The sequence below is a fragment of the Klebsiella sp. RIT-PI-d genome, from assembly GCF_001187865.1.
Taxonomy (GTDB): Bacteria; Pseudomonadota; Gammaproteobacteria; order Enterobacterales; family Enterobacteriaceae; genus Superficieibacter.
Genome location: NZ_LGIT01000004.1, coordinates 410,409 through 433,625, shown reverse-complemented (window position 1 = coordinate 433,625; position 23,217 = coordinate 410,409). Strand labels below are relative to the sequence as shown.

At 52.5% G+C, this 23,217-nt stretch carries 22 protein-coding genes and 1 other annotated feature; of the genes, 15 read left to right on the top strand and 7 right to left on the bottom strand.

Annotated elements, in window-relative coordinates:
- Positions 1-13 precede the first annotated feature (13 nt).
- The 5 genes from mnmE to rpmH all read right to left on the bottom strand — a co-directional run bounded on the left by mnmE (position 14) and on the right by rpmH (position 3,863).
- Positions 14-1,378 carry a tRNA uridine-5-carboxymethylaminomethyl(34) synthesis GTPase MnmE gene (gene mnmE / locus AC791_RS05200; protein WP_049839416.1) on the bottom strand — a complete coding sequence of 455 codons (1,365 nt, stop codon included), beginning with the start codon at positions 1,376-1,378 and terminating at the stop codon, positions 14-16.
- A 102-nt stretch (positions 1,379-1,480) separates the two neighbouring features.
- The gene (yidC, locus tag AC791_RS05195) at positions 1,481-3,124 is read right to left on the bottom strand and encodes a membrane protein insertase YidC (RefSeq protein WP_049839415.1); all 1,644 of its coding nucleotides are present in this window, start codon (positions 3,122-3,124) and stop codon (positions 1,481-1,483) included.
- A gap of 2 nt (positions 3,125-3,126) precedes the next feature.
- On the bottom strand, positions 3,127-3,384 hold the full coding sequence (yidD, locus tag AC791_RS19585) for a membrane protein insertion efficiency factor YidD (protein ID WP_072094287.1): 258 nt from the start codon (positions 3,382-3,384) through the stop codon (positions 3,127-3,129).
- Positions 3,348-3,707 carry a ribonuclease P protein component gene (gene rnpA, locus AC791_RS05190; RefSeq protein WP_049839414.1) on the bottom strand — a complete coding sequence of 120 codons (360 nt, stop codon included), beginning with the start codon at positions 3,705-3,707 and terminating at the stop codon, positions 3,348-3,350. Before rnpA ends, yidD begins: the two co-directional genes overlap by 37 nt.
- Positions 3,708-3,722: 15 nt before the next feature.
- A complete protein-coding gene (rpmH, locus tag AC791_RS19580; protein WP_003023858.1) occupies positions 3,723-3,863 on the bottom strand; it encodes a 50S ribosomal protein L34 in 141 nt (46 codons plus the stop codon).
- Between the two features lie 590 nt (positions 3,864-4,453).
- On the opposite strand from rpmH, the gene dnaA reads away from it, so the two are divergent.
- Genes dnaA through gyrB form a run of 4 tightly spaced genes read left to right on the top strand, consistent with a single transcriptional unit; the run spans position 4,454 to position 10,471 of the window.
- Entirely contained in the window at positions 4,454-5,851 is a 1,398-nt protein-coding gene (gene dnaA / locus AC791_RS05185) for a chromosomal replication initiator protein DnaA (protein WP_049839413.1), read from the top strand.
- Between the two features lie 3 nt (positions 5,852-5,854).
- Entirely contained in the window at positions 5,855-6,955 is a 1,101-nt protein-coding gene (gene dnaN / locus AC791_RS05180; protein WP_049839412.1) for a DNA polymerase III subunit beta, read from the top strand.
- Positions 6,955-8,028: a DNA replication/repair protein RecF gene (recF, locus tag AC791_RS05175; RefSeq protein WP_049839411.1), complete on the top strand. Its 1,074-nt coding sequence runs from the start codon at positions 6,955-6,957 to the stop codon at positions 8,026-8,028. Before dnaN ends, recF begins: the two co-directional genes overlap by 1 nt.
- A gap of 28 nt (positions 8,029-8,056) precedes the next feature.
- Positions 8,057-10,471 (top strand): DNA topoisomerase (ATP-hydrolyzing) subunit B, encoded by a 2,415-nt coding sequence (gene gyrB, locus AC791_RS05170; protein ID WP_049839410.1) that lies wholly within the window; start codon positions 8,057-8,059, stop codon positions 10,469-10,471.
- A 93-nt stretch (positions 10,472-10,564) separates the two neighbouring features.
- On the opposite strand, the gene AC791_RS05165 is transcribed toward gyrB, so the two are convergent.
- Positions 10,565-11,242, bottom strand: a complete 678-nt coding sequence (locus AC791_RS05165) for a hypothetical protein (RefSeq protein WP_049839409.1) — start codon at positions 11,240-11,242, stop codon at positions 10,565-10,567.
- A gap of 266 nt (positions 11,243-11,508) precedes the next feature.
- On the opposite strand from AC791_RS05165, the gene yidA reads away from it, so the two are divergent.
- The 8 genes from yidA to AC791_RS05125 all read left to right on the top strand — a co-directional run bounded on the left by yidA (position 11,509) and on the right by AC791_RS05125 (position 19,746).
- Positions 11,509-12,321, top strand: coding sequence for a sugar-phosphatase (yidA, locus tag AC791_RS05160; protein ID WP_049839408.1), 813 nt, complete (start codon positions 11,509-11,511; stop codon positions 12,319-12,321).
- Between the two features lie 433 nt (positions 12,322-12,754).
- Positions 12,755-13,444 carry a D-galactonate utilization transcriptional regulator DgoR gene (dgoR, locus tag AC791_RS05155; RefSeq protein ID WP_049839407.1) on the top strand — a complete coding sequence of 230 codons (690 nt, stop codon included), beginning with the start codon at positions 12,755-12,757 and terminating at the stop codon, positions 13,442-13,444.
- Positions 13,441-14,319 carry a 2-dehydro-3-deoxygalactonokinase gene (locus tag AC791_RS05150; protein ID WP_049839406.1) on the top strand — a complete coding sequence of 293 codons (879 nt, stop codon included), beginning with the start codon at positions 13,441-13,443 and terminating at the stop codon, positions 14,317-14,319. Before dgoR ends, AC791_RS05150 begins: the two co-directional genes overlap by 4 nt.
- Positions 14,303-14,920: a 2-dehydro-3-deoxy-6-phosphogalactonate aldolase gene (locus AC791_RS05145; RefSeq protein WP_049839405.1), complete on the top strand. Its 618-nt coding sequence runs from the start codon at positions 14,303-14,305 to the stop codon at positions 14,918-14,920. Before AC791_RS05150 ends, AC791_RS05145 begins: the two co-directional genes overlap by 17 nt.
- The gene (dgoD, locus tag AC791_RS05140; RefSeq protein ID WP_049839404.1) at positions 14,917-16,065 is read left to right on the top strand and encodes a galactonate dehydratase; all 1,149 of its coding nucleotides are present in this window, start codon (positions 14,917-14,919) and stop codon (positions 16,063-16,065) included. Before AC791_RS05145 ends, dgoD begins: the two co-directional genes overlap by 4 nt.
- Before the next feature lie 98 nt (positions 16,066-16,163).
- A complete protein-coding gene (locus AC791_RS05135) occupies positions 16,164-17,474 on the top strand; it encodes an MFS transporter (protein ID WP_049839403.1) in 1,311 nt (436 codons plus the stop codon).
- Positions 17,475-17,487: 13 nt separating this feature from the next.
- Complete coding sequence (locus tag AC791_RS05130) at positions 17,488-18,420, top strand: 2-hydroxyacid dehydrogenase (RefSeq protein WP_049839402.1); 933 nt, start codon at positions 17,488-17,490, stop codon at positions 18,418-18,420.
- Between the two features lie 111 nt (positions 18,421-18,531).
- A complete protein-coding gene (locus AC791_RS05125) occupies positions 18,532-19,746 on the top strand; it encodes a DUF3748 domain-containing protein (protein ID WP_049839401.1) in 1,215 nt (404 codons plus the stop codon).
- A gap of 1 nt (position 19,747) precedes the next feature.
- Here AC791_RS05125 and AC791_RS05120 read toward each other — a convergent pair whose 3' ends face one another.
- A complete protein-coding gene (locus tag AC791_RS05120) occupies positions 19,748-20,077 on the bottom strand; it encodes a YceK/YidQ family lipoprotein (protein ID WP_049839400.1) in 330 nt (109 codons plus the stop codon).
- A 240-nt stretch (positions 20,078-20,317) separates the two neighbouring features.
- Positions 20,318-20,395, top strand: a sequence feature (ROSE (Repression Of Heat Shock gene Expression) occurs in the 5'-region of heat shock genes and acts as an RNA thermometer to modulate expression.).
- Between AC791_RS05120 and ibpA the strand changes: the two genes are divergently transcribed.
- From ibpA to AC791_RS05105, 3 genes are all read left to right on the top strand, one after another.
- The gene (gene ibpA / locus AC791_RS05115) at positions 20,389-20,802 is read left to right on the top strand and encodes a small heat shock chaperone IbpA (RefSeq protein ID WP_049839399.1); all 414 of its coding nucleotides are present in this window, start codon (positions 20,389-20,391) and stop codon (positions 20,800-20,802) included. Its footprint overlaps the feature before it by 7 nt.
- A gap of 111 nt (positions 20,803-20,913) precedes the next feature.
- On the top strand, positions 20,914-21,342 hold the full coding sequence (gene ibpB, locus AC791_RS05110; protein ID WP_049839398.1) for a small heat shock chaperone IbpB: 429 nt from the start codon (positions 20,914-20,916) through the stop codon (positions 21,340-21,342).
- A 161-nt stretch (positions 21,343-21,503) separates the two neighbouring features.
- Entirely contained in the window at positions 21,504-23,165 is a 1,662-nt protein-coding gene (locus AC791_RS05105; protein WP_049839397.1) for a putative transporter, read from the top strand.
- Positions 23,166-23,217: the final 52 nt, after the last annotated feature.

The following is a 23,217-nucleotide window of genomic DNA, read 5'->3' as shown; positions in this document are numbered from 1 at the left end:
ATGAAAATCCGAGTTATTTCCCAATACAGAAGCTTGAGAAAATCCGTCCCAGTAAATCGTCCGAGGTAAACTCCCCGGTGATTTCGCTCAGGCTCTGCTGAGCCAGTCTCAGCTCTTCAGCCAGCAACTCACCGGCCCAGGCTCCCAGCAGCTGTGCTTTTCCCTGCTCAAGATGACTGGCGGCGGTTTCCAGCGCCTGTAAATGGCGACGACGGGCGAGAAAGCCGCCTTCCATCCGGGTATCAAAACCCATACTTTGCTTGAGATGATCGCGCAGGACGTCAATACCCTCGCCGGTGCGGGCGGACAGGCGAACAAGTGAGTAACTGTTCACTTCACTGAAACCCAGTGTTTCACCGGTAATATCAGCTTTATTACGCACCACCGTAATCGGTAGCTTTTGCGGCAGTCGGGCAATAAAGTCTGGCCATATCTCAGCTGGGTCTACCGCTTCGGTCGTCGTACCGTCTACCATAAACAGCACACGATCCGCTTGTTCAATCTCCAGCCAGGCGCGCTCAATACCGATACGCTCGACTTCATCATTTGCTTCACGCAGTCCGGCGGTGTCAATGATGTGCAGCGGCATACCATCAATGTGAATATGCTCGCGCAGCACGTCACGGGTTGTCCCGGCGATGTCGGTGACGATCGCGGCTTCACGTCCGGCAAGCGCGTTAAGAAGGCTGGATTTTCCGGCGTTAGGGCGTCCGGCGATAACCACTTTCATCCCTTCGCGCAGCAGGCTGCCCTGACGCGCTTCGGCACGGACCGCATCCAGATCGGCCATGACGCCGTTAAGCTGTGCTTCTATTTTGCCATCGGAGAGAAAATCAATCTCTTCATCCGGGAAGTCGATGGCGGCTTCGACGTAAATGCGCAGATGCGTCAGGGCTTCTACCAGATGATTGACCCGCGCAGAAAAGGCGCCCTGCAACGAGTTGAGCGCTGAACGCGCCGCCTGCTCGGAGCTGGCGTCAATCAGATCGGCGATGGCTTCCGCCTGGGCGAGATCGAGCTTATCGTTCAGAAAAGCCCGCTCGGAGAATTCGCCGGGTCTGGCGATCCGCAGATTAGGCAGCGTCAGAATGCGCTTTAACAGCAGGTCAAGGATCACCGGCCCGCCGTGCCCCTGCAGTTCCAGCACGTCTTCACCGGTAAAGGAATTAGGACCAGGAAACCATAGCGCGATGCCCTGATCCAGCGGCGAACCGTCGGTGTCCTTAAACGGCAGGTAATCGGCATAGCGTGGCTTCGGCAGCTTGCCGAGCACCGCGTGCGCGACGTCGCGCGCGTGCAGGCCCGAGATGCGCAGGATGCCCACGCCGCCACGACCTGGCGGCGTAGCCTGGGCAACGATAGTGTCGTTATGGCTCATGGTGTATCTCATTTAATGGCGATAAAAAAAGGCGGTCATTCGACCGCCCTCTGTTCGTTCCGTTTGCCGGGTGGCGCTTTGCTTACCCGGCTACAGCGTCTGTCAGGACTTTTTCTTTTCGCGGCTATGCAGGCCACGTTTTTCCAGACCACGATAAATCAGCTGCTGCTGAATAATCGTTACGGTGTTGCTGACGATATAGTACAGCACCAGACCTGACGGGAACCACAGGAAGAACACCGTGAAGATGACCGGCATAAAGGTCATGATCTTCTGCTGCATCGGGTCGGTCACGGTGGTTGGCGACATCTTCTGAATGAAGAACATCGTCAGGCCCATCAGGATCGGCAGGATGTAGTACGGGTCCTGTGCGGACAGGTCATGTATCCACAGAGCGAACGGCGCATGTCGCAGTTCAATCGAGCCCATCAGCATGTAGTACAGCGCCAGGAAGATTGGCATCTGAATGACCAGCGGTAAGCAGCCACCCAGCGGGTTAACCTTCTCAGCTTTGTACAGGGCCATCATTTCCTGGCTCTGACGCTGTTTGTCATCGCCCAGACGCTCACGCATCGCCGCAATCTTCGGCTGTAGCATACGCATCTTCGCCATGGAGGTGTACTGCGCTTTGGTCAGCGGGTACATGATGCCACGAACGATAAAGGTGATCATGATGATGGAGAAGCCCCAGTTACCCAGGAAGCTGTGGATCCATTTCAGCAGTTTAAACAGCGGCTGAGAGATAAACCACAGCCAGCCGTAATCCACGGTCAGATCCAGGTGCGGAGCGACAGCCGCCATTTTGTCCTGGATTTCCGGGCCGACCCACAGGGTGCTGCCCAGTTTACCGGTTTGACCTGGCTGAACCAGCAGCGGCTGAGACTTATAGCCAATTGCTGCGATACCATTACCCAGATTGCTGGTGTAGAAGTTGTTAGCGCTGTTAGCCGGCGGGACCCAGGCCGTTGCAAAGTACTGCTGCAACATAGCCACCCAACCCCCCTGAGAGCTCAGGTTAAGGTTTTCATTGTCGGCAATTTTATCAAATTTGTATTTTTCATACTTCTCGTCCGGCGTGGAATACGCCGCACCGCGGAACGTATGCAATGCAAAGTTGCTGCTGCCCGTGTCGCGTTCAGCAGGCAAGTTGATAGACTGCTTCAGCTGACCAAAGGAAGAGACTTCCAGCGGTTTCGCACCGGCGTTCTGCACGTCGTAGTTAACATTCACTGCAAATTCGCCGCGCTTCAGGACGAACGTTTTAGTGAAGGTATTACCTGCGGCATCGGTCCAGGTCAGTGGGATTGCCAGTTCGTTCTGGCCATTCTCCAGGACAAACGCATCGCGGTCAGCGTTATACAGCGGGCGAGAACCATTAGCCGGGTTATCGGGGCCGTCACGACCGGTCAGGCCGCTTTGAGCCTGATAGATAAACTGCGGCGTGGTTTCGAGTAACTGGAACGGCTCGTTAGAACCCAGTTCTTTCGGGTAGGTCAACAGCTGGGCCTGCTCAATGTCACCACCACGGGTGTTGATCGTCAGTTCCAGCACATCGGTCTTAACCGTAATCAGTTTACCCTGGCCACTGGCTGGTACGCCCTGGTCTGCGGCACTACCCGCTGCGGTGGTCGTAGTCTGCGTGATCTGCTGCTGGGGCTGAGGATTTTTATCCTGCTCCCATGCTTGCCAGATCATGAAAGACACGAACAACAAAGCGATGACTAGAAGATTGCGTTGCGAATCCATCGTTAGTGTTCTCTGGTATCAAAGGGTCCGGGCGGGACGGGATCGTCACCACCCGGGTGTAAAGGGTGGCATTTTAATACGCGTTTCACCGTCAACCAACTGCCTTTTATCATTCCAAACCTGCGCAATGCCTCAATTCCGTATTGCGAGCAGGTTGGAGTGAAACGGCAATGTGGCCCAAGCAGCGGGCTGATTAGGCGTTGATAGACCCGGATAAGGGCTATCAGGAGCCTTGAGCCAACCGACAGTGGCGACGCCATAATTTTTCCAGTGCTTCCGTAAGGGCACGATTATCGAGGTCGGCAACCCCTTTTTTCGCCACGATCACGAAGTCCATTGCTGGAAGCTCGTGTTGACGTAAGCGAAAACTTTCACGCGTCAGACGTTTAATCCGATTGCGTTCATGTGCGCGCTTGACGTTTTTCTTGGCGACCGTGAGACCGATGCGGGGATGCCCCAGCGAATTCTGGCGGCCGAGGATGGTGATTTGCGGCGTGCCAGCACGTTGTGGCTGCTGGAAGACGAATGTGAAATGACTGGGAGTTAACAAACGTAACTCCCTGGGAAATGCGAGCTTAACCACGCAGGGTTAGCTTTATTACTTAGAAACGGTCAGACGAGAACGGCCTTTAGCACGACGACGTGCCAGAACCTGACGACCATTTTTATTAGCCATACGAGCACGGAAGCCGTGAGAACGGTTGCGCTTCAGTACAGACGGTTGAAAAGTGCGTTTCATGGCGATTTCTACCTAAACTTGAATAAATTCACTGACTTTTGCGTATGACCGAACGAATTTCGAACGACTAACGCCACAGTGTGGGTGATTAAAGAGGCCGGATTGTAATAATTGTACACTCCGGAGTCAATTCTCTTTCCTTATATCCCGCGTATTTTCGCACGTTTTCTTGCGTAAAACCTCACCAGAAAACGCACTAGCGCGCCGGGTGGAGGATTATACGACCTGCTGGTTAAAGCGCAAGGATCGCGTGAGATCCTGGTAAGATCATTTATGCCCGATGTTGTCGGCGATCATGAATTTTTACGATATGCGGCCTAAATCGTGCCGACCTTATTCAGGATCGTTTACACTTAGCCGGTCGCGATCCTCCCTGTGGATAAATCGGGAAGAATCTGTGAGAAACAGAAGATCTCTGGCTCAGTTTACGCTATGATCCGCCTCCCGATCGGATCCAGAGATCGAGATCGGGTAAAAACCGCAGATAGCGGTTCGCACGTCACCCTTACGTGGGTCTTTTCGCCGTGCGTCAACAATCATGAACGTTTCAGCCTTTGTCATTATCGACTTTTGTTCGAGTGGAGTCCGCCGTGTCACTTTCGCTTTGGCAGCAATGTCTTGCCCGATTGCAGGATGAGTTACCAGCCACAGAATTCAGTATGTGGATACGCCCATTACAGGCGGAATTAAGCGATAACACGCTGACTTTGTACGCGCCAAATCGTTTTGTACTCGATTGGGTAAGAGACAAATACCTGCATAATATCAATGGACTGCTTAATGAATTTTGTGGCTCAGATGCGCCGCAAATGCGTTTTGAAGTTGGCACGAAGCCGGTTTCCCAGACGTTAAAAAGCACGGTTAGCGTTGCGGCACCCGCCCAGACCACGCAAATCCACGTTCCACGGCCGATTCCGGTGGCGCGTCCCGGCTGGGATAACGTACCGGCACCCGCAGAGCCAACCTATCGCTCTAACGTTAACTTCAAGAATACGTTCGATAACTTTGTTGAAGGTAAATCAAACCAGCTGGCCCGCGCAGCGGCCCGTCAGGTGGCTGATAACCCAGGCGGAGCGTATAATCCGCTGTTCTTGTACGGCGGTACTGGCCTTGGCAAGACACACCTTTTACATGCGGTAGGCAATGGTATCGTGGCCCGCAAGCCCAATGCTAAGGTTGTCTATATGCACTCTGAGCGTTTTGTGCAGGACATGGTCAAAGCCCTGCAAAATAACGCTATTGAAGAGTTTAAACGCTACTACCGTTCCGTCGATGCATTATTGATCGATGACATTCAGTTTTTTGCCAATAAAGAACGATCTCAGGAAGAGTTTTTCCACACCTTTAATGCGCTGCTCGAGGGCAATCAGCAGATCATTCTGACCTCAGATCGCTATCCTAAAGAGATCAACGGGGTTGAGGATCGTCTGAAATCCCGCTTTGGCTGGGGTCTGACTGTCGCCATTGAGCCGCCTGAACTGGAAACGCGCGTCGCGATCCTGATGAAAAAAGCGGACGAAAACGACATTCGTTTGCCGGGTGAAGTCGCGTTCTTTATTGCCAAGCGTCTGCGCTCTAACGTACGTGAGCTGGAAGGTGCACTGAACCGTGTGATCGCTAACGCCAATTTTACCGGCCGGGCGATTACTATCGACTTCGTGCGCGAAGCACTGCGCGACCTGCTGGCGCTGCAGGAAAAGCTGGTCACCATCGACAATATTCAGAAGACGGTGGCAGAGTACTATAAAATTAAAGTGGCGGATCTCCTGTCCAAACGCCGCTCTCGCTCGGTAGCCCGACCTCGCCAGATGGCAATGGCGCTGGCAAAGGAACTGACCAACCACAGCCTGCCAGAAATCGGCGATGCTTTTGGTGGTCGCGACCACACTACCGTGCTTCATGCCTGCCGTAAAATCGAGCAGTTACGTGAAGAAAGCCATGATATTAAAGAAGATTTCTCTAATTTAATCCGAACATTATCGTCGTGACCTATGAAATTTACCGTTGAACGTGAACATTTATTAAAACCGCTCCAGCAGGTCAGCGGTCCGTTAGGCGGACGTCCTACGCTGCCGATTCTGGGTAATCTCCTGTTGCAGGTGGCGGACGGTACGCTTTCGTTAACCGGCACCGACCTCGAGATGGAAATGGTGGCGCGGGTTGCGCTGCTCCAGCCGCACGAGCCGGGGGCAACGACCGTACCTGCGCGTAAATTCTTTGATATTTGCCGTGGTCTGCCGGAAGGCGCGGAAATCGATGTGAAGCTGGAGGGCGACCGTATGCTGGTGCGCTCCGGGCGTAGCCGTTTCTCGCTTTCTACGTTACCCGCAGCGGATTTCCCTAATCTGGATGACTGGCAGAGCGAAGTCGAATTCACCCTGCCGCAGGCCACCATGAAACGGCTGATCGAAGCGACACAGTTCTCTATGGCCCATCAGGACGTGCGCTACTACCTGAACGGAATGTTATTCGAAACTGAAGGGGACGAGCTGCGTACCGTGGCTACCGACGGGCACCGTCTGGCGGTCTGCTCGATGCCACTCGGTGAATCGTTGCCCAGCCATTCGGTGATCGTTCCACGTAAAGGCGTTATCGAACTGATGCGGATGCTCGACGGCGGCGATACGCCGCTGCGCGTGCAGATCGGCAGCAACAATATTCGCGCTCACGTTGGCGACTTTATCTTTACCTCGAAGCTGGTAGATGGTCGTTTCCCGGATTATCGCCGCGTCCTGCCAAAGAATCCGGATAAACATCTGGAAGCGGGCTGCGATATCCTCAAGCAGGCTTTTGCCCGTGCGGCTATTCTCTCCAACGAGAAGTTTCGCGGTGTACGCCTGTACGTAAGCGAAAATCAGATCAAAATTACCGCCAACAACCCGGAGCAGGAAGAAGCCGAAGAAATTCTCGACGTCACCTATGCCGGAACGGAAATGGAAATTGGCTTCAACGTCAGCTACGTGCTGGACGTTCTGAACGCGCTGAAATGTGAAAACGTCCGCATTATGCTGACCGATTCCGTATCAAGCGTGCAGATCGAAGACGCCGCCTCGCAAAGTGCGGCCTACGTTGTCATGCCAATGAGACTGTAATGTCCCTTTCGCGTTTAGCGATCCGCGATTTTCGCAACATAGAAAACGCGGATCTCGCGCTCTCACCCGGCTTTAATTTTCTGGTTGGGGCGAACGGCAGCGGCAAAACCAGCGTGCTGGAAGCCATCTATACGCTCGGCCATGGCCGGGCGTTTCGCAGTTTGCAAATCGGCCGGGTTATTCGTCATGATCAGGATGCATTTATTCTGCATGGACGGTTGCAGACACAAGAGCGCGAAGTTTCCATCGGTCTGACCAAAGATAAGCAGGGTGACAGTAAAGTGCGCATTGACGGCACTGACGGCCATAAAGTGGCCGAGCTGGCACACCTGATGCCAATGCAGTTAATCACTCCCGAGGGGTTTACTTTACTCAACGGCGGCCCCAAATACAGAAGAGCATTCCTTGACTGGGGATGCTTCCATAATGAAGCCGGTTTCTTTACCGCCTGGAGTAACCTTAAACGGCTGCTTAAACAGCGCAATGCGGCGCTGCGCCAGGTGAGCCACTACGCGCAGTTACGTCCGTGGGACAAAGAACTGATCCCGCTGGCGGAACAAATCAGCCGCTGGCGCGCTGAATACAGTGCGGCTATTGCTGAAGATATGGCAGATACCTGCAAACAATTTTTACCTGAGTTCACCCTGAGCTTCTCCTTCCAGCGCGGCTGGGAAAAAGAGACGGAGTATGCTGAGGTGCTGGAACGCAGTTTCGAACGCGACCGCATGTTGACCTATACCGCGCACGGCCCGCACAAAGCGGATTTCCGCATTCGTGCTGACGGCGCGCCGGTAGAAGATACCCTGTCGCGCGGGCAGCTAAAACTCCTGATGTGCGCGCTACGTCTGGCGCAGGGCGAGTTTTTAACCCGTGAAAGCGGACGGCGCTGCTTATACCTGATAGATGATTTTGCCTCTGAACTTGACGATGCGCGTCGCGGACTGCTTGCCAGCCGCTTAAAAGCCACGCAGTCGCAGGTCTTCGTCAGCGCTATTAGCGCTGAGCACGTTATGGACATGTCGGACAAAAATTCGAAGATGTTCACCGTGGAAAAGGGTAAAATAGCGGATTAACCCAAGATAAAATGAGCGAGAAACGTTGATGTCGAATTCTTATGACTCCTCCAGTATCAAAGTCCTGAAAGGGCTGGATGCGGTACGTAAGCGCCCGGGTATGTATATCGGCGATACGGATGACGGCACCGGTCTGCACCATATGGTATTCGAGGTGGTAGATAACGCTATCGACGAAGCGCTCGCCGGTCACTGTAAAGATATCGTCGTGACCATCCATGCTGACAACTCCGTTTCCGTAACGGATGATGGCCGTGGTATTCCGACGGGGATCCACCCGGAAGAAGGCGTCTCGGCGGCAGAAGTGATCATGACCGTTCTGCATGCGGGCGGTAAATTCGATGATAACTCTTATAAAGTCTCTGGCGGCCTGCACGGCGTTGGGGTCTCGGTGGTTAACGCCCTGTCGCAGAAGCTGGAACTGCTGATCCGCCGCGAAGGCAAAGTGCATCAGCAAACCTACGTTCACGGTGTGCCGCAGGCACCGCTGACGGTTACCGGTGACACCGATGTGACCGGTACGCAGGTACGTTTCTGGCCAAGCCATGAAACATTTACCAACGTCGTGGAATTCGAATACGAAATTCTGGCAAAACGCCTGCGCGAGCTGTCGTTCCTGAACTCGGGCGTGTCTATTCGCCTGCGCGACAAGCGTGATGGTAAAGAAGACCATTACCATTATGAGGGCGGCATTAAGGCGTTTGTTGAGTATCTGAACAAGAACAAAACGCCTATCCACCCGAATGTGTTCTACTTCTCTACCGAAAAAGACGGTATTGGCGTGGAAGTGGCGCTGCAGTGGAATGACGGTTTCCAGGAAAACATTTACTGCTTCACCAACAACATTCCGCAGCGCGATGGCGGTACTCACCTCGCCGGCTTCCGTGCGGCGATGACCCGTACGCTGAACGCCTATATGGACAAAGAAGGCTACAGCAAAAAGGCCAAAGTCAGCGCGACCGGCGACGATGCGCGTGAAGGTCTGATTGCCGTCGTTTCGGTAAAAGTACCGGACCCGAAATTCTCTTCACAGACCAAAGACAAACTGGTCTCTTCAGAAGTGAAAACGGCCGTAGAGCAGCAAATGAACGAGCTGCTGGGCGAATATCTGCTGGAAAACCCGTCTGACGCTAAAATCGTGGTTGGCAAAATTATTGATGCCGCCCGCGCCCGTGAAGCAGCACGCCGCGCGCGTGAAATGACCCGTCGTAAAGGCGCGCTGGACTTAGCCGGTCTGCCGGGCAAGCTGGCAGACTGCCAGGAACGCGATCCGGCCCACTCTGAATTGTACCTGGTGGAAGGGGACTCTGCGGGCGGCTCTGCAAAACAGGGGCGTAACCGTAAGAATCAGGCGATCCTGCCGTTGAAAGGCAAAATCCTCAACGTTGAAAAAGCGCGCTTTGACAAAATGCTCGCGTCTCAGGAAGTCGCTACCCTTATCACCGCGCTTGGCTGTGGTATCGGCCGCGATGAGTACAACCCGGATAAACTGCGTTATCACAGCATCATCATCATGACCGATGCGGACGTCGATGGCTCGCACATCCGTACGCTGCTGCTGACGTTCTTCTATCGTCAGATGCCGGAAATTGTCGAGCGCGGGCACGTCTATATTGCTCAGCCGCCGCTGTATAAAGTGAAAAAAGGCAAGCAAGAGCAGTACATCAAAGACGATGAAGCGATGGATCAGTACCAGCTTTCAATCGCGCTTGATGGGGCCTCTCTGCACGCTAATGCTCATGCGCCAGCGCTGGCCGGCGAGCCGCTCGAAAAACTGGTGTCGGAATACAACGGCGCACAGAAGATGATCAACCGCATGGAGCGTCGCTTCCCGCGCGCGCTGCTGAAAGAACTGGTTTATCAACCGACGCTGAGCGAAGCCGATCTGTCCAGTGAGCAGACTGTGACCCGTTGGATATCACAGCTGATCACCGTTCTGAATGAGAACGAGCAGCACGGTAGCGTATGGAAATACGATATTGGCGAAAACGAAGAGCTACAGCAGTTTGAGCCGATCGTTCGCGTGCGTACGCACGGTGTAGATACCGACTATCCGCTGGATCATGAATTCGTGATGGGGGCAGAATATCGTCGCCTGTGCACGCTCGGCGAGAAGCTTCGCGGTCTGATCGAAGAAGATGCGTTTATCGAACGTGGTGAGCGTCGTCAGCCGGTGGCCAGCTTCGAGCAGGCGCTGGAATGGCTGGTAAAAGAATCTCGTCGTGGCCTGGCTATTCAGCGTTATAAAGGGCTGGGTGAAATGAACCCGGATCAGCTGTGGGAAACTACCATGGACCCGGAAAGCCGCCGTATGCTGCGCGTCACCGTCAAAGATGCGATTGCTGCCGATCAGTTGTTTACCACGCTGATGGGCGATGCCGTTGAACCGCGTCGTGCATTTATCGAAGAGAATGCGCTGAAAGCGGCGAACATCGATATTTAATCGCGAAAACCCCGTGCAAAAAACGCCTGAATATTCAGGCGTTTTTTATTGGTTTCGCCGCCTGAAAAGTCGCTAACAGGGCGTGCTCTATTGCTACGGCTTATCGTTCATAATCATGATATAGCCAGCGATCTGTAAAGGCGACGTCACGATATCGCCGATGACGGAAAAGGGCAGTAAAAAAACTTTAGGCGAAAAGTGTTGTTCTTCACGTACAAATTCGATCCCGGCGGGCGATTCAAGCACAATCACATTACTATTGCTGGCCTCTTTTGGCCGTATTTCACCGGCAAGCGTAAAGCGGAAAGGGACATCCCGACCGTTATCATGTAAAAAAAGTGCTTTTTGGACGTTTAATTTCTCGGTTTCCGTTAAGTTATTTACGCTGTATTGGATAAGCGTGTTTTTACAGCTAAATATGTTTTGCACCTTGTCTTTTTCATTGCCGGTAGAACAGTTGATGGTTTGTGTAAACTCAATATTCTGCTTATCGAGAGCAGGATTGTTCAATACGGTAGTGATATTTCTGCTAATTTTACGGCTGTCGTCATCTTTTATATTAAGCAGGTAGCTATTATGTTGACCGACGAATGTCCAGACTTTTTCACCACTGGCAGCCGTGGATTGTTTAACACCTTCAATTTTGTCGGCTTTCCAGACTGCCTGGAATGGCCTGCTGTCCGCTTTAATGTCATCAAGCAGATTCAATGTAATACAACCGGTTAAGCAAAAAACCACAGAAATGATAAGCAAATTTTTTAATGTTTTCATAACGCTTCTTATGACAGGGTAAGTATTATTATTGTCACGAGAGACATCATGCGACAATATATTTTTGCAATTACATTATGCCATTATAGAAAAAGCGGGTTTTACAGAGTAAGTAATAATATAGCGATAAATAATTTCCTCATGGCATTTTTTCCCGCGGCCTAAGAAAAGAGGAATCGTCCTTCCTGTCCGATCCTCATTTTCTTTACTGTTTTTTGCGTCTAATCGGGTTAGCATGAGTCAGGACTCATTTAAACGGGGATATCATGGCTATAAAACTTATCGCAATCGACATGGACGGCACGCTGCTGCTGCCCGATCACAGTATTTCGCCGGCCGTTAAAAACGCCATTGCCGCTGCCCGCGAGCGCGGCGTTAATGTCGTCCTGACCACCGGACGTCCCTATGCAGGCGTACACAAATACCTGAAAGAGTTGCATATGGAGCAGGAAGGCGATTACTGCATTACGTACAACGGTGCGCTGGTGCAGAAAGCGGGCGACGGCAGTACCGTGGCGCAGACCGCACTGAATTATGATGATTATCGCTACCTCGAGCAGCTCTCCCGCGACGTGGGTTCGCACTTCCACGCGCTGGATCGTAATACGCTTTACACGGCTAACCGCGATATTAGCTACTACACCGTACATGAATCCTATGTTGCAACCATCCCGCTGGTGTTCTGTGAAGCGGAAAAAATGGATCCGGCAACCCAGTTCCTGAAAGTCATGATGATTGATGAACCGGCGATCCTCGACAAAGCCATCACCCGCATTCCGCAAGAGGTAAAAGAGAAATATACCGTGCTGAAAAGCGCGCCGTACTTCCTCGAAATTCTCGATAAGCGCGTGAATAAAGGTACCGGCGTCAAGTCGCTGGCTGATTCCCTGGGAATTAAACCGGAAGAGATCATGGCGATTGGCGATCAGGAAAACGATATCGCGATGATTGAATACGCCGGAATGGGCGTGGCGATGGATAATGCCATCGACTCGGTGAAAGAGATCGCCAACTTTGTTACCAAATCAAATCTTGAAGATGGCGTCGCCTTTGCGATTGAAAAATTTGCCCTGAACTAAACGTCTGTCCCGGTATTTGCCGGGGATAACGTTTTTTCTTTTGTCTTCAGGCCTGCCCCGTATCGGAACCCGCTGACGCAGCTACGCCAGCGGGTTCGCTTGCCTAATCTTACCCTACCCTATGTGGCGTCGACGTCATCTTGTCTTCTGATAGCGTGGATGCGTGTGCGCTTCTTCTGCTTTCAGGACATTCCCCCGATATCGTCGCGCTGTTCTGCGCGATCGCGAATACATTACCGACCGCAGGTGAACTTCTTAACGTTTTTTTATCAATTGTCGTTTTTGTGATCTGGATTGTAGTACAACAGGTGTTAATCGTACTACTATCCGCTCAGAGAACGATAAAGACTCCGCAATTTTGTACTTCAATGCTGGGGGTTTTAACGTCACCGGGGATACAGTAATGGAAACGAAATCGTGTTGAGGACTTTCAATGACCATTACTAAAACCGATCGCATCATCGTCACCCTGGGGCGGCAGATTGTTAACGGTAAATATACGCCAGGCGCAGCGCTGCCTTCAGAGACGGATCTGTGCGAAGAGTTTGAAACGTCGCGCAATATCATTCGCGAAGTATTCCGTTCGCTAACCGCGAAGCGGCTGATTGAGATGAAACGCTATCGCGGCGCGTTTGTCGCCGCGCGTAACCAGTGGAACTACCTCGATACAGAGGTACTGCAATGGGTGCTGGAAAATGATTACGACCCGCGTCTGATTAGCGCGATGAGTGAGGTACGTAATCTGGTTGAACCGGCCATTGCCCGTTGGGCAGCGGAGCGAGCGACCTCCAGCGAACTGGCACACATTGAGGCGGCGCTGAACGACATGATCGCCAACAACCAGGATCGGGATGCGTTCAATGAGGCCGATATTCGTTATCACGAAGCCGTGCTAAACGCCGTGCATAACCCGGTGTTACAGCAGTTGAGCGTAGCGATCAGCTCGCTACAACGCGCGGTGTTTGAGCGCACCTGGATGGGCGATGAGGCCAATATGCCAAAAACGCTCCAGGAACATAAAACGCTGTTCGATGCGATACGGCATCAGGACGGTAACGCAGCAGAGCAGGCGGCCCTGACCATGATCGCCAGCTCAACCCGAAGGCTAAAGGACATCACATGACATCACGCTACATCGCCATCGACTGGGGTTCGACAAATCTGCGAGCCTGGTACTACCAGGGGGAAAATTGTCTGGAAAGCAGGCAGTCAGAAGCCGGGATCACCCGTCTGAATGGGCGCACTTTCGAGGCGGTGCTGGCGCAAATCACGGAAGGCTGGAATCAGGAAAATACGCCGGTGGTAATGGCGGGAATGGTCGGAAGCAACGCCGGCTGGATAAATGTACCGTATCTTTCCTGTCCGGCAACGCTGACGGATATCAGCCAACATCTTACCCGTGTGAAAGAGAACGTCTGGATTGTACCCGGCCTGAGCATCAACCAGAACGATAACCAGAATGTGATGCGCGGCGAAGAGACGCAGCTGGTCGGTGCACAGGCATTAATGCCTTCCGCGCTGTATGTGATGCCTGGCACCCACTGCAAATGGGTTCAAATTAACGATCGGGAAGTGGTGAGTTTCCGTACGGTGATGACCGGCGAGCTTCATCATGTCCTGCTTAAACATACGCTGGTGGGCGCAGGTCTGCCGCAACAAACCGATTCACCCGAGGCGTTTAATGCCGGGCTGGAGCGCGGTCTGCAATCGCCTGATGTCGTTTCTCGTTTGTTTGAAGTCCGTGCCTCTCACGTACTGGGTACTCTACCGCGTGAGCAGGTGAGCGAGTTCCTCTCTGGCCTGCTAATTGGCAGTGAAGTGGCCAGTATGGCCGATGACATCCCGACAGCTCAGGCCGTCACGCTTGTCGCCAGCCCATCGCTCACGACACGCTATCAGCAGGCATTAACACTTTTCGGCCGTCAAAGTCAGACGCTTAGCGGCGACGTCGCATTTCAGGCAGGTATAAGGAGCATCGCTCATGCAGTGGCACAATAAACTTCCGCTTATCGCCATTCTTCGCGGAATTAAACCCGAGGAAGCACATGCCCACGTGGCCGCGGTCATTAACGCAGGGTTTGAAGCCGTTGAGATCCCGCTGAATTCACCGGAATGGCAAAAAAGCATTCCGGCCATGGTGAAAGACTTTGGCGATAAAGCGCTTATTGGGGCGGGCACCGTTCTTCAGCTTGAGCAGGTTGATGAGCTTGCCGCGATGGGCTGTACGCTGATGGTCACACCCAATATTCAGCCGGAACTGATCCGTCGTGCAGTCGAACACGGGATGACCGTATGCCCCGGCTGCGCCACGGCAACAGAAGCCTTTGATGCAATTAACGCCGGCGCGCAGTCGCTGAAAATTTTTCCTTCATCGGCGTTTGGCCCGGAATATATCAAGGCGCTGAAAGCTGTTCTGCCGCCGGAAATCCCGGTGTTTGCCGTTGGTGGCGTCACGCCGGAGAACTTAAAGCAGTGGATTGATGCCGGTTGTATCGGAGCCGGACTGGGCGGCGATTTGTACCGCGCCGGGCAATCGGTCGAACGTACCGCGCAGCAGGCAACCGCATTTGTGAAAGCGTATCGAGAGGCAGTGAAATGAAAATAACCAAACTCACCACGTATCGTTTACCCCCGCGCTGGATGTTTCTCAAAATAGAAACCGACGAAGGCGTGGTTGGCTGGGGCGAACCGGTCATTGAAGGGCGTTCGCGTACCGTCGAAGCCGCCGTACACGAACTGGGTGAATACCTGATTGGTCAGGATCCGGCGCGAATCAACGATTTATGGCAGGTGATGTATCGCGCGGGTTTTTACCGTGGCGGCCCGATCCTGATGAGCGCGATTGCCGGTATCGATCAGGCATTGTGGGATATCAAAGGTAAAGTGCATAACGCCCCGGTATGGCAACTGATGGGCGGCCTGGTACGCGACAAAATCAAAGCCTACAGCTGGGTCGGCGGCGATCGTCCGGCAGACGCCATTAACGGCATCGCGACATTGCGTAAAATTGGCTTTGATACCTTTAAATTAAACGGTTGCGAAGAACTGGGCATTATTGATGATTCACGCAAGGTAGACGCGGCAGTTAATACCGTGGCACAAATTCGTGAAGCCTTTGGCAACGAAATTGAATTTGGTCTGGATTTCCACGGACGCGTTAGCGCGCCAATGGCCAAAGTATTAATTAAAGAGCTGGAGCAATATCGACCCTTATTTATTGAGGAGCCGGTATTAGCCGAGCAGGCGGAGTATTATCCGCGCCTTGCCGCGCAAACGCATATTCCGATTGCCGCAGGTGAACGTATGTTCTCCCGCTTTGAATTTAAACGCGTGCTGGAAGCTGGCGGACTGGCAATTTTGCAGCCGGATCTTTCTCACGCTGGCGGTATTACCGAGTGCTATAAAATCGCGGGTATGGCAGAAGCGTACGATGTCGCGCTGGCACCGCACTGTCCGCTGGGACCGATTGCGCTGGCGGCCTGCCTGCACGTGGACTTTGTCTCTCACAATGCGGTATTCCAGGAGCAGAGCATGGGCATTCATTACAATAAAGGTGCCGAACTGCTCGACTTTGTGAAAAACAAAGAAGACTTTAATATGGAAGGCGGTTTCTTTAAACCATTAATGAAACCGGGTCTGGGTGTTGAAATTGATGAAGAGAAAGTCATTGAACTGAGTAAAAACGCGCAGGACTGGCGTAATCCGTTATGGCGTCATGCGGACGGCACCGTCGCCGAATGGTAATAGCGCTATTCTGACTCTTTAAAATAATTAATAACCATCGGCTGTTTATCGGCGGAGGGCATCCCTTTGTCGATGTTCAGTAGAATGAGGGTTCTGTAATGAATACCGATCTGTACTCTACAACGATGCGCCAGCTTAATACCAGGATAATTCCATTTATTATTATCTGTTATTTTGTGGCTAATTTGGATAAAACTAACATTTCTATCGCGGCGCTACAAATGAACGCCGATTTAGGCCTGAGTGCCAGTATGTATGGTCTTGGGGTAGGGATGTTCTATATTTCATATATTATTTTTGAAATTCCCAGTAATATTATTATGACCAAAGTGGGGGCGCGCGTCTGGATTGCCCGAATCATGATCACCTGGGGTATTGTCAGCGCTGGAATGTCGCTGGTTCAGACGCCGACGCAACTCTACGTCATGCGCTTCTTGCTGGGGATGGCAGAAGCTGGATTTACGCCAGGCATTATTTATTATATTTCCTGCTGGTTCCCAAAAAGTAACCGTGCTCGCGCAATGTCTTTCTTTTATATGGGGTCAGTGATGGCCTCTATTATCGGACTACCCATCTCGGGTACCATCCTTAACATGCACGGTATTGCAGATATCGCAGGCTGGCGCTGGTTGTTCGCTATCGAAGGCATTCCCGCTATTGTATTAGGCATATTGGTTCTCTGGCGTCTACCACAAACGCCCGATCATGCGACCTGGCTTTCAAGCGAACAGAAAGGCTGGCTGAAGACACAGCTGGCACGTGATAACGCCAGCATAGAGGTGGGCGCAAATCATAGCTGGTACAGTGCTCTGAAAAATAAAACCGTGCTGTTACTCAGCCTGGTGTGGTTTCTGCAAGCGTTTGGCTCGATCGGAATTACGCTTTTTTTACCGCTGATTATTAAAAGTATGGCCAGCGAGCAAAGCAATATTGTTATCAGTTTGCTTGCTGCGGTTCCGTTTATTGCCGCCTGTTTATTTATGTATCTGAATGGCCGACACTCCGATAAAACCAGTGAGCGCTCATTGCATTTAGGTCTGCCACTTATTATTTCCGGGATCTCACTGGCCATTGCTATTTATTCAAGTAATCTTCTGGTGGCCTATTGCTTACTGGTATTAACCGTTGGCTTTAACTTTGCCCTGACACCAATCTTCTGGGCCGTGACAACTGAGAAACTGGCAGGTGTAGCGGCGGCGGCATCCATTGCATTTATCAATACTGTTGCCAACTTTGTCGGGCTGGGGTTACCGCCGTTGCTCGGCAAAATTAAAGATGCCACTAACAGTTATCACTACGGTCTGCTGGTTGTTGCCGTAGCCCTTATTATCGGGGGCATTATCGGTATTCTGATTTCTCGCCCCAACCCGTCCAAAGTAGCAAATGATACCGTCTCTCGCCTCTCTTGATATTGGATATGCTATGAAACAGAAAGTACTTAAGCAAGCGGGCCTGCCAGATGCACTGACAGCCGAATTGAGCCAGCGTTATGATTTATATGATATGGCTCACTTGTCCGATGCGGAATTAAGCGCCATTGCCCGCGAGATTACGGTCATCATTACTAACGGTGAGGCAGTGGTGACACGTGAATTCATCTCTGCATTCCCTGAATTAAAGTTAATTGCGGTGTTTGGCGTCGGATATGATGGCGTTGATGTGGCTGCCGCGCGGGATGCAGGCGCAACCGTCACCCATACACCAGGTGTATTGACTGATGATGTTGCCGATCTGGCGATGGGATTGATGCTGGCGACATCACGTAAAATAGTGGCCGCACAAAAATTCATTGAGCAGGCAGGCTGGCATAAAAGTGGTTTTCAGTGGACGCGTAAAGTTTCCGGTAAGCGTCTGGGTATTCTGGGAATGGGACGTATCGGACAGGCCATTGCGCGTCGGGCAGCGGCCTTTGATATGGACATTTTCTACAGCGATCGTCAGGAAAATCACGGACTAACGTGGGAGTTTGTCCCTGATATTCTGACGCTGGCGCAGAAAAGCGATTTTCTGATGATATGCGCGCCGGGTGGCGAGGGGACGAAAGCGCTGGTTAATCAGGCTGTACTGGAAGCACTGGGTGCAGAAGGTGTGCTAATTAATATTTCGCGCGGTAGTGTGGTTGATGAGGATGCACTGGTTAGCGCACTGGAAAATGAAACTATCGCTGGTGCTGCGCTGGATGTGTTTGCCCGGGAGCCTGACGTTCCTGACGCTTTACAGCAGCGCGACAATGTGGTGATCACGCCACATATGGCGAGCGCGACCTGGGAGACGCGTCGGGAGATGTCACGCCTGGTACTGGAGAACGTCGAAGCCTGGTTTGCCGGTGATCTCCTGGTTACGCCTGTTCCGTAATTGCTCTGACGTTAAAAATTGCCCCTGCTAGTCGGGGGCAATAGCTTCCCGCTGGCAGGGTGACTAACCTTGCGATAATCTGAGCCTCTTTCATGTGGCTGGATCCATTTAATGAAACAACTCACCTTCGCCCCTCGCCATCATCAGTTGACCAATATTCATGCCTGGACGCCGGATAGCCAGTGGCTGGCATTTGATGTGCGTCCTTCCGGCGCATCGTTTACCGGTGAAACCATTGAGCGTGTTAACGTCTGTACCGGCGCGGTCGAGGTTATTTACCGTGCACCGGCAGGCGCGCATGTTGGGGTGGTGACCGTCAGCCCGCAGGCAGAAAAATATGTTTTTATTCATGGTCCCGCAAATCCGGATGCGCAATGGCATTATGATTTTCATCACCGCCGCGGTGTGATGGTCGAAAACGGCGTAGCAGAAAACCTTGATGCCATGGATATTAACGCGCCTTATACGCCCGGCGCGCTGCGTGGCGGTACCCATGTCCATGTGTTCAGCCCGAATGGACAGTTTGTCAGCTTTACCTATAACGATCACGTACTGCATGAGCGCGATCCGGCGCTGGATCTGCGCAATGTCGGCGTGGCCGTACCTTATGGTCCGGTTGTCCCGCAGGGCGCGCATCACAGAAACCACGCCGGAAGCTACTGGAGCGTACTGGTAAGCCAGACCACGCCAGCGCCCCAGCCGGGCAGCGATGAGATTAACCGGGCATATGAAGAGGGCTGGGTGGGTAATAGCCGGCTGGCATTTATCGGCGATACGCTGTCAGCGGCAGGGGAAAAAGTGCCTGAACTGTTTATTGTCGAACTGCCGAAAACGCGGGATGGCTGGCAGCAGAGCAGTAGCGGAACAGAGAAAACGTTACCCGGGCCACCGGCAGGCGTTGTACAGCGTCGCCTTACTTTCACGCATCAGCGCCCCTTTCCCGGACTTGCGATCGCCGTACGTCACTGGGTCCGGGCCAATCCGCAGGGGACCCTTATCGCCTTTTTAATGCGCGATGAGGCAGGCATTATCCAGCTCTGGTTGATATCACCGGACGGGGGCGAACCGCGGCAGTTAACGCATAACAAGACGGATATTCAGTCTGCTTTCAACTGGCATCCGTCAGGAAACTGGCTGGGGTTTGTGCTGGAGGAGAAAATCGCCCGCTGCGATGCGCAGACCGGAGAGATCGTCTTTTTGACTACAGGTCATGGCGACTCACCTTCCGCCGACGCCGTGATCTTTTCGCCGGACGGTAAACGAATTGCCTGGATGGAGAGCGTAGCCGGCTTTCGTCAATTATGGATGACTGAAACCGGACGCTGAATCAGGGTGCGGGCATTTGCGCTGGCGGGATCGCCGAATTGGTTGCCAGCGACGCCTGCTCACTCTTTTCAACGCGTGATTTTACTGAGCTGTCCGTACGGAACATATCCCACGGCAACAATATGGTATCCACCACTGCCGTAAAAGGCATATCCAGCAGTACCAGCGATTTTGTGCCCCAGTTGGTGTTGCTTTCAAGCATATTGCTGCTGGCCCGGGTACCGGGATAGATGCCTTCCTTGCCCCCCGTATGTGACATCACGCTAGAGCAACTGCACAAGCATATTACGCCACTGACCAGTGCCAGCGTGAAAACACCTTTATTCATCATATTTTATTCATCTTTATGGCCCTGCAAAATGGCTTATCCGGGTTATATCGTCCGTGAATCAAAATTGAAAGTTCGGAAACGCTGCTCTGTGGCGGTAATCGCACTTTAACGTTTTGTGTATGGGTTCCAGTGTATGCGCTATACATTAAAGTGCAAAAAATCAGACCCCGACTCTTGAAAGAAGTTTCTTCGCACCCATCTATAGGATGTAGCCCAATGAGGAACTCGCCTGCGGGGTGTTCCGGGAACCGCGACCTGTCCATGACGGAAGGTCAGTACCAAAATTCTCGCTGATTTCAGGAGCTTTTATTATGCGTAACTTTGATCTTTCTCCACTGTATCGTTCAGCCATCGGCTTTGATCGACTGTTCAACCTGCTTGAAAACAACCAGACCCAGAGTAATGGCGGCTACCCTCCGTATAACGTCGAGCTGGTGGATGAAAACCACTATCGTATCGCCATTGCCGTGGCCGGTTTCGCAGAAAGCGAACTGGAGATCACCGCGCAGGACAATCTGCTGATCGTTAAAGGCTCTCACGCCACCGAACAGAAAGAGCGGACCTACCTTTATCAGGGTATTGCCGAGCGCAACTTCGAGCGCAAATTCCAGCTGGCAGAAAATATCCATGTGAAAGGTGCCAATCTGGTTAATGGCCTGTTGTATGTCGATCTGGAACGTGTGGTTCCGGAAGCGAAAAAACCGCGCCGTATCGATATCAACTAATTTTCCCGGGTCGCGGTACGCGGCCCCTTAAAAACCATGCTCGCCGTCAGGGAGCATATGCGAGTCTACGGACCCGCAGAGATTAACTCGCTTCTTTGAAGGAGAATGAAAATGCGTAACTATGATGTATCCCCATTACTGCGTCAGTGGATCGGCTTTGATAAACTGGCAAATGCATTGCAAAACACCACTGAAGGCCAGACCTTCCCGCCGTATAACATCGAAAAAAGCGACGATAACCACTATCGCATTACGCTGGCGCTGGCCGGTTTCCGCCAGGACGATCTTGATATTCAGCTTGAAGGCACGCGCCTGACCGTGAAAGGATCGCCGGTTAAACCGGAATCTGAACCGAAATGGCTGCATCAGGGGCTGGTTATGCAACCCTTCAGCCTGGCCTTTACGCTGGCCGAGTATATGGAAGTCGGCGGGGCGACCTTCGCCAACGGCCTGCTGCACATCGATATTGTGCGCAATGTTCCGGATGCCATCGCACCTCAGCGTATCGCCATTAGTGAGCGTCCGGCGCTGAATAGCTAAGTATTGTTGCCCTGTGCCCGGCATTATGTCGGGCATACCCGACTTTTGTTTTAGATGCAGGCTCCCATCGCGGAGCCTTTTTTGTGCGCTATCACCCAAACCTCCCGCGCTATCTCTGAGAGAATCCACTTCATCTGTAATGTTATTCACAAGGAAAATAGATGAGTGATATAGCATTAACCATTAGCGTTCTGGCGCTGGTGGCGGTGGTGGGACTGTGGATTGGCAACATCAAAATCCGCGGCGTGGGTCTGGGCATCGGTGGCGTTTTGTTTGGCGGGATTATTGTCGGACACGTTGTCGAACAGGCGGGCGTTACGCTTAGCGGCCCGATGCTGCATTTTATCCAGGAATTTGGCCTGATCCTGTTTGTCTATACCATTGGGATTCAGGTGGGGCCGGGGTTTTTCACCTCTCTGAGGGTTTCCGGGCTACGGCTAAATCTATTTGCCATTCTGATCGTTATCATGGGCGGGCTGGTCACCGCGCTTCTGCATATACTTTTTGCTATTCCGCTTCCGGTGGTACTGGGTATCTTCTCCGGGGCCGTTACTAATACCCCGGCACTCGGAGCCGGACAGCAGGTGCTGCGCGATCTTGGGGTCACCGGGGATGTCATCGATCAGATGGGGATGAGCTATGCGATGGCTTATCCGTTCGGTATCTGCGGAATACTCCTTTCTATGTGGCTGATTCGCCTGTTTTTTCGCATCAAAATTGAGACTGAAGCGCAGGCATTTGATGTCAGTGTGGGAAGCGGGCATCAACACCTGCACACGATTAATCTTTGCGTTGAAAACCCTAATCTGCATCATCTGGCCATTCAGGATGTTCCGTTACTGAACAGCGATAAGATAATCTGCTCGCGTCTGAAACGCGGTGAGATGTTAATGGTGCCGTCACCCTCTACATTGATCCAGACAGGAGACTTATTGTACCTGGTGGGCAAACACGCCGATTTACACGCGGCGCAACTGGTCATCGGACGGGAGGTCGAAACGGCCCTTTCAACACACGGTACCGATCTTTGCGTTGAGCGGGTAGTAGTAACCAACGAAAAGGTACTGGGTAAAAAGCTGCGCGATCTGGATTTTAAACAGCGTTATGACGTGGTGATTTCAAGGCTGAACCGCGCCGGCGTCGAATTAGTTGCCAGCAACAGCGCCGCGCTGCAATTTGGCGATATCCTCAATCTGGTCGGCCGTCAGGCCGCGATTGACGCCGTCGCGGCTGAACTGGGCAATGCGCAGCAAAAACTCCAGCAGGTACAAATGCTGCCGGTATTTATCGGCATTGGGCTTGGCGTATTACTGGGATCTATTCCGCTCTTTATTCCCGGCTTCCCGGTGGCGTTAAAACTGGGTCTGGCCGGAGGACCGCTGATTATGGCGCTGATCCTCGGACGTATTGGCACTATTGGTAAGCTGTACTGGTTTATGCCGCCGAGCGCGAACCTGGCTCTGCGCGAGCTGGGTATCGTCCTTTTTCTGTCGGTGGTGGGGCTTAAATCCGGCGGTGATTTTATCCATACGCTGGTGGACGGCGACGGTATTAACTGGATTATGTACGGCATTTTTATTACCGCCATTCCGCTTATCACCGCAGGTGTGCTGGCGCGTATTATTGCCAAAATGAATTATTTGACGATTTGCGGCATGCTGGCCGGTTCAATGACCGATCCACCCGCGCTGGCCTTTGCCAACAATCTCCATGCTACCAGCGGTGCAGCCGCGCTGTCCTACGCCACGGTTTATCCGCTGGTTATGTTCTTGCGTATTATTACGCCGCAGTTACTGGCAGTGGTGTTTTGGGGGATAAGTTAGCGGTATTCATTCGACAAAGGCGGTAATCCAGCGGATAGTCGCAGGTGTTACG

Bases quoted from the DNA above. Each gene is read 5' to 3' on its own strand.
- mnmE (WP_049839416.1), bottom strand. From the start codon at position 1,378: ATGAGCCATAACGACACTATCGTTGCCCAGGCTACGCCGCCAGGTCGT.
- yidC (WP_049839415.1), bottom strand. From the start codon at position 3,124: ATGGATTCGCAACGCAATCTTCTAGTCATCGCTTTGTTGTTCGTGTCT.
- yidD (WP_072094287.1), bottom strand. From the start codon at position 3,384: ATGGCGTCGCCACTGTCGGTTGGCTCAAGGCTCCTGATAGCCCTTATC.
- rpmH (WP_003023858.1), bottom strand. From the start codon at position 3,863: ATGAAACGCACTTTTCAACCGTCTGTACTGAAGCGCAACCGTTCTCAC.
- dnaN (WP_049839412.1), top strand. From the start codon at position 5,855: ATGAAATTTACCGTTGAACGTGAACATTTATTAAAACCGCTCCAGCAG.
- recF (WP_049839411.1), top strand. From the start codon at position 6,955: ATGTCCCTTTCGCGTTTAGCGATCCGCGATTTTCGCAACATAGAAAAC.
- gyrB (WP_049839410.1), top strand. From the start codon at position 8,057: ATGTCGAATTCTTATGACTCCTCCAGTATCAAAGTCCTGAAAGGGCTG.
- AC791_RS05165 (WP_049839409.1), bottom strand. From the start codon at position 11,242: ATGAAAACATTAAAAAATTTGCTTATCATTTCTGTGGTTTTTTGCTTA.
- yidA (WP_049839408.1), top strand. From the start codon at position 11,509: ATGGCTATAAAACTTATCGCAATCGACATGGACGGCACGCTGCTGCTG.
- dgoR (WP_049839407.1), top strand. From the start codon at position 12,755: ATGACCATTACTAAAACCGATCGCATCATCGTCACCCTGGGGCGGCAG.
- AC791_RS05150 (WP_049839406.1), top strand. From the start codon at position 13,441: ATGACATCACGCTACATCGCCATCGACTGGGGTTCGACAAATCTGCGA.
- AC791_RS05145 (WP_049839405.1), top strand. From the start codon at position 14,303: ATGCAGTGGCACAATAAACTTCCGCTTATCGCCATTCTTCGCGGAATT.
- dgoD (WP_049839404.1), top strand. From the start codon at position 14,917: ATGAAAATAACCAAACTCACCACGTATCGTTTACCCCCGCGCTGGATG.
- AC791_RS05135 (WP_049839403.1), top strand. From the start codon at position 16,164: ATGAATACCGATCTGTACTCTACAACGATGCGCCAGCTTAATACCAGG.
- AC791_RS05130 (WP_049839402.1), top strand. From the start codon at position 17,488: ATGAAACAGAAAGTACTTAAGCAAGCGGGCCTGCCAGATGCACTGACA.
- AC791_RS05125 (WP_049839401.1), top strand. From the start codon at position 18,532: ATGAAACAACTCACCTTCGCCCCTCGCCATCATCAGTTGACCAATATT.
- AC791_RS05120 (WP_049839400.1), bottom strand. From the start codon at position 20,077: ATGATGAATAAAGGTGTTTTCACGCTGGCACTGGTCAGTGGCGTAATA.
- ibpA (WP_049839399.1), top strand. From the start codon at position 20,389: ATGCGTAACTTTGATCTTTCTCCACTGTATCGTTCAGCCATCGGCTTT.
- ibpB (WP_049839398.1), top strand. From the start codon at position 20,914: ATGCGTAACTATGATGTATCCCCATTACTGCGTCAGTGGATCGGCTTT.
- AC791_RS05105 (WP_049839397.1), top strand. From the start codon at position 21,504: ATGAGTGATATAGCATTAACCATTAGCGTTCTGGCGCTGGTGGCGGTG.